The sequence below is a fragment of the Paraburkholderia humisilvae genome (genome assembly GCF_902859855.1).
GTDB classification, from domain to species: Bacteria; Pseudomonadota; Gammaproteobacteria; order Burkholderiales; family Burkholderiaceae; genus Paraburkholderia; species Paraburkholderia humisilvae.
Map to the genome: position 1 here is coordinate 1 of NZ_CADIKH010000145.1, position 7217 is coordinate 7217.

At 54.7% G+C, this 7217-nt stretch carries 6 protein-coding genes; 5 read left to right on the forward strand and 1 reads right to left on the reverse strand.

Translation table 11 applies throughout. The features are described 5' to 3' along the window. Positions 1–1029 precede the first annotated feature (1029 nt). A complete protein-coding gene (folE, locus tag HV796_RS39375; protein ID WP_175233174.1) occupies positions 1030–1665 on the forward strand; it encodes a GTP cyclohydrolase I FolE in 636 nt (211 codons plus the stop codon). A 26-nt stretch (positions 1666–1691) separates the two neighbouring features. Here the strand turns inward: folE and HV796_RS39380 are convergent, their stop codons facing one another. Continuing rightward, positions 1692–2078 (reverse strand): hypothetical protein, encoded by a 387-nt coding sequence (locus HV796_RS39380; protein ID WP_175233175.1) that lies wholly within the window; start codon positions 2076–2078, stop codon positions 1692–1694. A gap of 695 nt (positions 2079–2773) precedes the next feature. Between HV796_RS39380 and HV796_RS39385 the strand changes: the two genes are divergently transcribed. The 4 genes from HV796_RS39385 to HV796_RS43625 all read left to right on the forward strand — a co-directional run bounded on the left by HV796_RS39385 (position 2774) and on the right by HV796_RS43625 (position 6973). Beyond that, positions 2774–3166, forward strand: coding sequence for a site-specific integrase (locus HV796_RS39385; protein WP_217478174.1), 393 nt, complete (start codon positions 2774–2776; stop codon positions 3164–3166). A gap of 143 nt (positions 3167–3309) precedes the next feature. After that, positions 3310–4071 carry a hypothetical protein gene (locus HV796_RS39390; RefSeq protein WP_175233177.1) on the forward strand — a complete coding sequence of 254 codons (762 nt, stop codon included), beginning with the start codon at positions 3310–3312 and terminating at the stop codon, positions 4069–4071. A gap of 1541 nt (positions 4072–5612) precedes the next feature. Continuing rightward, positions 5613–6692 (forward strand): mechanosensitive ion channel family protein, encoded by a 1080-nt coding sequence (locus HV796_RS39395; protein ID WP_377694313.1) that lies wholly within the window; start codon positions 5613–5615, stop codon positions 6690–6692. 155 nt (positions 6693–6847) lie between these two features. Next, positions 6848–6973 carry a helix-turn-helix domain-containing protein gene (locus HV796_RS43625; protein WP_217478176.1) on the forward strand — a complete coding sequence of 42 codons (126 nt, stop codon included), beginning with the start codon at positions 6848–6850 and terminating at the stop codon, positions 6971–6973. Positions 6974–7217: the final 244 nt, after the last annotated feature.

The following is a 7217-nucleotide window of genomic DNA, read 5'->3' on the forward strand; positions in this document are numbered from 1 at the left end:
CCTCGTCCAACGGCTTCTTTGCCATGGCGCGTATCTCCATTCAATCCGTTAGAGATATAACGCGCCAGCATCGAATCGGTTGTCATGTTTTATGGGAAACTCAATAGTTGTACGAATCCGGCGTGGAAGAAGCGCACTTGAACAGGCGCGGATTCCGAATGACGTGAAGCCTGGTACACCGTTGGTTGATCGTGACTACCGTGGCGTGGACATCGAGGGAGTCAGGATCTGGCATCTCGGATAGCGTGGCGGCGTGGTTCAAATTGCCGCAAGCGGTCTCAATCGCAACAGCCATCCCCAGCGACAGAGATGAGACCATCGATGATCCGATTCAGGACGTCTTTTTGCGTCTCGCGAATGCTACTGAAGCCTAGCCCGTACGCGACTCTTGCCGCTCTAGGGCGCCAGCGACACGGGGTGCTGATCTTCAGGAGGCGACAGCCTCTTTGCATCTTGATTCACACGGCCTTGTTCAATCGCGGCGTTGCTGCCAACACGATGGCATGACGACGAGGTCAATGAAGAGAATTTTTCAGGGACCCCCCTGTTTTCTAAAACTTTCGGAAACTATCACGGACCAGATTGGTCGCCTTGTGATGTCCTAAAGGCATGACTATGATGGTTTGCGCCACTTCTCTTCGAGTCTACTTGAAGGCTGTTTAGATCGAGGCGAGCGGAAATCTGTTAAGGTCATGCCGTTATAGTGCGTCATCAATTTTCGTCGCATCCGGCCACTGAATATTTCGAGGAGAAAGAGCGTGTTTAGCGCCTTTGATAAACGATGCACACACCATAAAATAACGCGTCTGAACCTTCTCAATCTCGTGAATTCTATCGATGGTCAATTTTTTCTGGTCCGAAATCGGGCACAGGCTCCGGGCCATCGCGAAAAGGAAAAACGGAATGAGGCGCAGACCTAACGACTATGGCACGCCTTGAATTGCGCCGCTGTGACGGTCCTCGTCCCCACTACAGCGGTGCCCGCAGCGTCAGAGCCGCGTATCGCGGTATAGATATTCGGAGAGCAAGATGACCACGAACTCGTTGATCAAGCCCATACCTTTCGGGGGTTCCCGTCCAACGCAGGAAGAAGCTGAGGATGCCGTTCGGGTGCTGTTGCGCTGGGCCGGGGACGACCCACATCGAGAGGGGTTGATCGACACCCCGGCACGGGTGGTGCGTTCTTACAAAGAGTTCTTTGCAGGTTATGCTGTTGACCCAGCCGAAATTCTTGCGCGCACATTCTCCGACGTAGATGGCTACGACGAAATGATCGTGCTGAAGGACATCCGCTTCGAGAGTTATTGTGAGCACCACATAGTGCCGATCATCGGGCGTGCGCACGTTGCCTATTTGCCCGAGCATCGCGTCGTCGGAATCTCGAAGCTCGCGAGGCTCGTCGATGCTTTCGCGAAGCGCCTCCAGATCCAGGAGAAGATGACCGTGCAAATTGCAGACACGCTGAATCAAACATTGCAGCCAAAGGGCGTCGGCGTAATCCTGGAAGCCTCGCACCAGTGCATGTCGACGCGCGGCGTGCACAAGGCAGGGGTTGATATGGTCACGTCGCGAATGCTCGGCATGTTTCGCACCGATCCGGCAACCCGCCGCGAATTCCTGTCGATTGTCGGCGGCCCTACAGCGGTCAGCGTCGCCAATACGTGAGTTGATGCGCGGCGGCGGCGCACTAATCACGCCAGCTTCCCAACGATACGCCACGCACAGTTCGCGCCTTTTTCCCATGACAGGACAATCTCATTTGTCAGCGCGGATTCGCTGAAAATTTCGGCGCGATGATGTTCTTGAAGTACGTCTCCATTAGCATCGCGACATCGTGGGGTGGTTTCGCGAGGAGCCGATGCAGGAGCGGGCGTACGAGCGCGTTCGTGGCTTGCAGGAGATCTCGGCAACGGCACCATCCGCGCAAATTCAGACAGTTGACATCGCCGTTTCAAATCGTCAAACGGCGCCGTCGCATTATTGACTTCATTAGCCCAAGCGCAAAAACTCTCGACGGCGTCCGGCAAGCTCTCTAATAATGGGAATTGATCCTCGACGGTTTCTCGAATTAATTTCATGTTTGCAGCATGGCATCAATTAGACATGGCTTATTTTGTCACTTCAATTTTCATCCGGATCAATATGATGATTACGATCATTGATTTGGTTCCGTCGCCAAGCTTGCACTCTTTCGATCGCCAAGCCTGGAGCCACTGGGCGCAATATAAATTAAATCACTTTCATTAGCCATCGATGATTCTTTGGCTGCCCCAAACTCCAAGAGGTGGCTCTGATTGTATCAATCGTAAAGTCGGCGAATTTTGACATTGAATGACATGGGGATCTTTTAATTATGATGGTTTTCTCGAAAGATTTTCATGTTGTCCACATGAAAACGGCATTTCGATAAATATAATGCGTCAATCAATCGGCTGCCTGGTATTTTGACGTGTACGCGCAACACCGTGCAGCCCAACTGTTAGCCATTGAGGTAGCTGTATGGATTTCTGATTTGCGATCAGCAAGGATTTGTAGTGGCACGGAGCAAGGCACGCACGGCGAAAATGCACCCGATCGATCTGGGGATGGCTGTATCAATGGTAAGTGGGGGAACACCGGGCATTTTGGAAGGCCTGTGGCAAGTTGGTGTCTGGCCTACCACGAAGCAGGGCAAGATGCCGGTGCTCGACGCCACGGAGGCGCGTCAGGTGGTCGACAGCGTCGATGTGACGACGCCTGCGAGCCTGCGCGATCGCGCGCTGATCGCGCTGATGTGTTCTCGTTCGCGCGCGTGGGCGTGGCGCTTGTCATGCGTGTGGAGGACGTTTATGTGCAGCAGCGACGCCCGCGGGGACGCTTGCGCGAAATGCCCGGTCATCACACGCTGGAGGCGTATCTGCACGACTATTTGGAGCAGATAGGTCTGTGCGACGAGCCGAAGGGCCGCTGTCCGCACGATCGCGCGCGGCACCGGGCGGCTGAGCACGACGCAGCTGCCCGCAGGCGAACCATGCGCGATGGTGAGGCGCCGGGCGCTTGCCGCTTGAAACGAACAAAGATTGGCAACCGCACGTTCGGCGGCACGGGCATCACCGCAGACCTGAAGAACGGCGGCACGTTGGAGAACAAATCGTTGCTGGCAAGCCTTTGCGGGGCAGATCACTAGCTGCGAGCTGGGCATAAACGCGAAACTTCACAAAAAGCTGGTGATGGGTTGCGCTGTGCAGCGTGCTGTTTCGTGACAGTAGTCGACGGCCCAAGAAAGGAATCTGTAACTTGTATTAACCTCCAACGATTCCTTTCATCATCATGGCACTCGACCCAATCTACGGCGCCTATCAGCCCGTTACACCCTATGGTCACGACACTTCCTCCACCAGCCGCCGAAACTTAGCCGGAATGGATCCTTTCAGCGCACCTGATATGAATACTCCAAGGCCATCGAAGTATTCGGCTCAACTGACCTTGGCTCAACTGCCGTCCAAGCCCACCAAGCCCACCAAGCCCACCAAGCCCACCAAGCCCACCAAGCCCACCAAGGCCGATAAGGCAGGCTCATCCTCCGCCACTTCAATGGAGCAAAGCCAAATCGATTTGACCATTGCCCCCTACGGCTACGACACTTTCAATAGTCGACGTGACCTTGCTGAAATGGATCCTTACAGTGTGCCCGATATGAAGACACCAAAGTCATCGAAGTACTCGGGTCATCAACCGAATCAACTGCCAGCCAATCCTACGGCCGACAAGGTAGGCTCATCGACCGCTGCCTCAGTGGAGCATAACCAAATTACTTCCTCCAAGGTTTTCACCTGGGAAGATTTAGACAAGGCCATAGAAGACGGAAAAGCGGAAGCGAAAGGGCTTGAAGAGGCGAAGAAGCGGGGCGACCGTTTTCTGGGCCGGTATCTTCCGACGCCTGAGGAGTTAAGTACGATCAGCGACGTCCAGTCAGGCATGCCGCTGCGAGACTCAAAAGGGCGGATGAACCTCAAATGCAACAGGGGCAGTAATGCCTCGCTCGCGGTCGATTTTGGCGTTAGTAGTACCACTATTGGAAACTATCGTTAAGGGCGCAGCGAATAGTCGAGATGGGCTGTGGATCTTACCGCTCATCTCATAAATGGCGACTCGCTCGCCGGTGATGGTATCGAGCGTGCTCTTGTCGGCTGGAATCGCGCATGGTTTCCCCGTCGAGTAAATTAACGGTGAAACAGCGCTACGCTACGTTCACGTCCCGCAGGCACGTTGTTTCCAGAGCTTTACACCCAACGGTCACCCGTTGCGCATGTCTGGAAGGCAACTGCTGGCCGTACAGCAGGTCGCAGCACTGCGATCGCTTGCGACCGCTGCGCCTGCTCGAAGAACTTCGCGCCTTCGTCGTCGCGCATCGCAACCACGATCCGCAGCTGCTGTCCTTCGCTAAGAGGCGGCCAGATCCATCCGCGTTACTCCGGACGCTGCTCTCATGTCGGTTGTGGGCGTTGTCTGTGGACTCCAATGTGTCCGTCAAGCCGGTGTGACGGAAGAGGGAGTGTGCTATGAACGCGATAGTTCGGTTCGACCAGGCATGGTCGCGTGATTGAGGCGGGTCGGGATTCGAAATTTTCGACCAAAAATCCGCTCGACTCATTGAGATGCAAGCTGAATAATTGACGTCGTCCAGATGGATTGAATAATAAAGACATTATTCATATTTTGTTAAATCTCCATAGGTAACGGTTATTCATTGAAAATAATGTGGCGCGGAATGGTTTGCGCCTAGTGTAGGTGCTATGTGGAATGGTAATGTCGGGTCGTATCCGGTTGCGCGTTTATTAGAGGGAGGGGCGAAAGCTAACTTTTTATTTAAAATCCACAAGCGTTTCCCGCATAAGAATAATTGTGGTGACATATAACTCAATATTGACTCACCTCGCCTGTATAACGCACCATTTTAAGAAGGGTGCTAAGCTTCAAGCCGTCTTGTCGCTTGCTGCTATTGACAGCTTCCGCACGCTTTATCGCCGCGACGATTGCACTCGGTCGAAAAATTGCTGTAAACGTGATAACTATCGTGTATGACATATCAAAAACCAATTTTGTGACCCGATAGTAGTGCGCGACGCGCGGTGCGGCTTGGTAGTCGGGTTTGCAACACGGACGAGGGTTGACAGGTCATGAATGACCAGGATCTTTATCGGTCGGCGTATAACCGTCGCATGCAGGTATGGATTTCGGCGCCGGAGACCGCGGGAAGAATACGGGATCGGATGTGCCGCGGACAATCGGAGGCACGTTCTAAAGTCGAGTTACGACGCTCCCGTCAGCGGGAGCGGTCTCCGGCGCCTGTATTTGCCAAGCGTTTTTTCAAACTGCGGCGCCTGCTGGATTAACCCGCAGTGCGCACTCAAGTGATTCACTTCGCACCCCGTAATCTTGTCTCCGAGTTTGAACAAAGCTCGGCGAGCAGGCCATGCACCATTGCACGCACAATTGCCGGCCATGATTCTACCGCAGCGATTATGCGACACAGACACTGGTGGAGGGGGGGTGTGTATGCCGCGAGAAGCACCGTGCGATCACTTTACGCAGTCCACGCATTCATTCCCGACGTCGCCGGCTGAGCACGAATGATGAAAAACTGGTTAGATCTGAATGCATTCATGAGTATTTCGGCAACCCATTGGCTTTATGCCGTCGGCATTGCCATTGTGGTTTACCTAGTGCTCGAATCGGTGCTCAAATTTGCCGTCGTCCGGCTAGAGGTGATAGCGAAGGGGAGCGCGACCGATCTCGACGACATGGTTGTCCTGATCTTGAAGGGCACGAACCGCTTCACTCTAGTCACGGCGGGATTGCTGAGCGGTGTCAATTTTCTCGACATTCCGTATAAGTTGGTCAGTACTCTCGGACATCTCTGGTTCGTGGTGATCGGGTTCCAGATCGCCGCTTGGCTTAACCGTGGCGTCACCATCTGGACCATGCGTCGCCTGAGCCGGAATGGCGTCTCCCCGCGCAATCCCGTGATTACGACGATGCTCTCGTGGATATTGCGCGGACTGTTATGGACGGTCCTCATTCTCGCCGTGCTTGCCAACATAGGTGTAAACATCACGGCTTTCGTCGCTAGCCTCGGCGTCGGGGGCGTGGCCGTTGCGCTTGCCACACAGAACATTCTTGGCGATGTGTTTGCCTCGCTTGTAATCGGCCTAGACAAGCCATTTGAGCACAATGACTTCATCGTGTTCGGCAGCAACTCTGGCAGCGTCGAACACATCGGCCTGAAGACGACGCGCATCAGAAGCCTGAGTGGCGAAGAAATCGTCTGCAGCAACACGGATTTGCTAAAGCACACGATACACAACCATAAGAGGATGACGGAGCGCCGGATTCTCTTCGGATTCGGCCTCACCTACGATACGATCACCGAGAAGTTGCGCGCGGTGCCGAGTGTGGTCAAAAAGACGGTGGAGGCAGCCGGGTCTACACGATTCGATCGTGCGCACTTCAAGGCGTTCGGCGACAGCTCCCTTGACTTCGAGGTCGTCTACTACGTGACAAACGCCGACTATAACCTTTATATGGACATTCAGCAGCGTATCAACCTCACTTTAATCGACGAATTTACGCAGATGGGTCTCGAGTTCGCCTTTCCGACGCGCACAGTGCAATTCGTCACGTCAACACTTGAGGCTGCCCCACCTCGCTGAACGCGCTTCACGGAAGTCGGCGCTGCTCCTTGCCCTGTCTTGCGCCACCTCGCGGCGAATTCGACGCGGCGCCATAGGCCTGCGCCGCCCCGCCGGAGTTCTAATGGATGAGGGGCGCTCCTCCGGTAGTTCCTGTACGCGTTGCCTGTACCGAAATGACGGGACTGGAAAAGGGCCGCGCGAACGTGTATGCAGAGCTTGGCTATGCCAATGCCGAGAAAATGCTTGTAGAGGTGAAACTGATGACCGCCATTCGCAAGGTCATCGAAACCCGTGGATAGAGCGGTCGGGACGCGCGTGACTGAGTGTCAGCGCTTCCCGACCGGGGCCAGAGACGGTCGTGCCGTGGCCGCGTTTGCGGGCGGCGATTGAGCCGTACAACCCGAAAGGCGAGCGAGGCCGACCGCCGATTGGCCTATTGACCTTTCCATAAATCATGACGTCACCACAAGGTTGCCTGAATCCAGCACGCGGCGATGATCGAAGGTCGGTGCTGAGCGCTTTTGAGCTTGTTGCGAGCGACGG